Annotated in this window: 2 protein-coding genes and 1 pseudogene; all 3 read right to left on the reverse strand. The window is 76.9% G+C overall.

Translation table 11 applies throughout. The features are described from left to right. Positions 1–298 (reverse strand): ectoine synthase (locus tag ACIQOV_RS40180; protein ID WP_401055923.1); only part of this gene is annotated, 298 nt, incomplete at its 3' end. Beyond that, complete coding sequence (gene trpA / locus ACIQOV_RS40185; RefSeq protein WP_401055925.1) at positions 292–1,176, reverse strand: tryptophan synthase subunit alpha; 885 nt, start codon at positions 1,174–1,176, stop codon at positions 292–294. The genes ACIQOV_RS40180 and trpA, both read right to left, overlap by 7 nt. Next, positions 1,169–1,759 (reverse strand): annotated as a pseudogene (locus ACIQOV_RS40190) (hypothetical protein); the annotation flags it as partial. The gene trpA and the pseudogene ACIQOV_RS40190, both read right to left, overlap by 8 nt.

Below are 1,759 nucleotides of genomic sequence, written 5' to 3' on the forward strand. Positions count from 1 at the left end.
GGCGCAGGTCCTCCTGGGGGCCGGCGACCAGGTAGTGGGCGTCGTGCTCGTCGAGGGCGTAGAGGCGTCCGGGGGTGATGGGGTGGGAGTTGCCGTCCATGTCGATGACCTCGCCGGAGCCGGCGATGCAGTAGCAGGCCTCCAGGTGGTTGCGGTACTCCAGGCGGGACTTGGTGCCGGCGTTGACGATGGTGTCGGTGAGGCTGTAGCCGAGGTTGTCGCTCTCGACGAGGAAGCGGCGGGACAGGCCGTTGCCCCACTCGACGGTCTTCACGTCGGCCAGGTCGCGGATCAGCATGCGGGTTGTTCCTCTCGGGTGGTGGTGCCGGGGGTGGTGGGGGTGTGCGCGGTGGCGCGGGGTCCGCCTCTTGCGTCCGGGTGAGGGGGGCGGGCGGGGCGGAGGTCGGTGAGGAAGGCGCGCAGTTCGGTGACGGCGTCCAGGCCGTGGGCGGCTGCGTGTTCCAGGCGGGCGACGGCGGCGGAGCCGACGATGGCGGCGTCGGCGCCGGCGGCGGTGACGGCGTCGAGGTCGGCGGCGGTCCTGACGCCGAAGCCGACGGCGACGGGGGTCGCGGGGGCGGTGGTGCGCAGGGTGGCGACGGTGGTGGCCAGGGCGCGGTGGCCGGTGGTGGGGGTGGTGCCGGAGCGGCCGTAGTGGGCGACGAGGTAGACGTAGGCGCCGGTGGCGTCGCGGGCGGCGGCGGCGAGGACGTCGGGGGTGGAGGCGGGGTAGCAGGTGGTGACCTGCGGGAGGCCTTCGTCGCGCAGGGCCTGCTGCCAGGCGGGGCGCAGGCGTGGGGGCAGGGCGTGGACGAGCAGGGCGCGGGCTCCGGCGGCGGTGGCGGCGCGCGCGGTGGCGGCGGGGTCGCGGTGGCGCAGGCTGTGGCTCCAGTCGGCGAGCAGGACGACCTTGAGGTGGCGCAGCCGGGGGGTGAGGTCGGTGAGGTCGGCGAGGACGGTGTCCCAGGTGGTGCCGGTTTGCAGGGCGCGGGCGGCGGAGCGGCGGATGACGGGGCCGTCGGTGGGCGAGTCGGGGAAGGGGACGGCGAGTTCGAGGACGTCGACGCGCTGCTCGTCGAGCATGAGGGCGAGGTCGGTGAGGCGGTCGGCGGGGTCGCCGGCGTTGAGGAACAGGGCGAGGCCGGGGCGGTCCTGGGGGAAGAGGGGTTCAGGCACGGGTGGCCTCCGGTCGGCGGGCCGCGGGGTCCGGGGCGGCGGTCTTGGCGGCCGGTGTCGCCGGTGCCGCGGGGCGGGCGGGGCGGGCGGGGCGGGCGGGTGCGGTGGCGAGGCGTTCGGCCAGGGCGCGGGGGGTGCCGTCGGCGAGGGCGTCCAGGGCGGCGTTGTAGGCGGTGTTCCAGTGGGTGTGGCGGCCGGAGGCCAGGGCGAGGGCGGCGGCGTTGAGGGCGATGGTGCGGGTGGCGGTGGTGCCGGCCTGTCCGGCGAGGGCGCGCAGGAAGTGGCCGGTGAGGTCGCCGGGGTGGGGGGCGAGGTCGGCGAGGGTGCCGCTGTCGGGGGCGACGCAGCCGGCGGGCAGGTGGACGGTGCCGGTGGGGGTGTGCAGGGTGTTGTCGGCGAAGGGCAGGAGTTCGTCGGCGCCGGTGCGGTTGTGGGCCAGCCACACGGTGCGGGCGGGCAGGCGGGCGGCCAGGGGGCGCAGGGCGTCGAGGGCGGCGGGGGTGGAGACGCCGGTGAGCTGGGCGGTGACGGGGACGGTGGCGGCAGCAGGTTCGGGGCCGAGGCGGTGTCGGTCGCAGAGCTG

Origin of the sequence: Kitasatospora sp. NPDC091257, assembly GCF_044757675.1 — a bacterium.
In the GTDB taxonomy this organism is placed as follows: Bacteria; Actinomycetota; Actinomycetes; order Streptomycetales; family Streptomycetaceae; genus Kitasatospora; species Kitasatospora lactacystinica.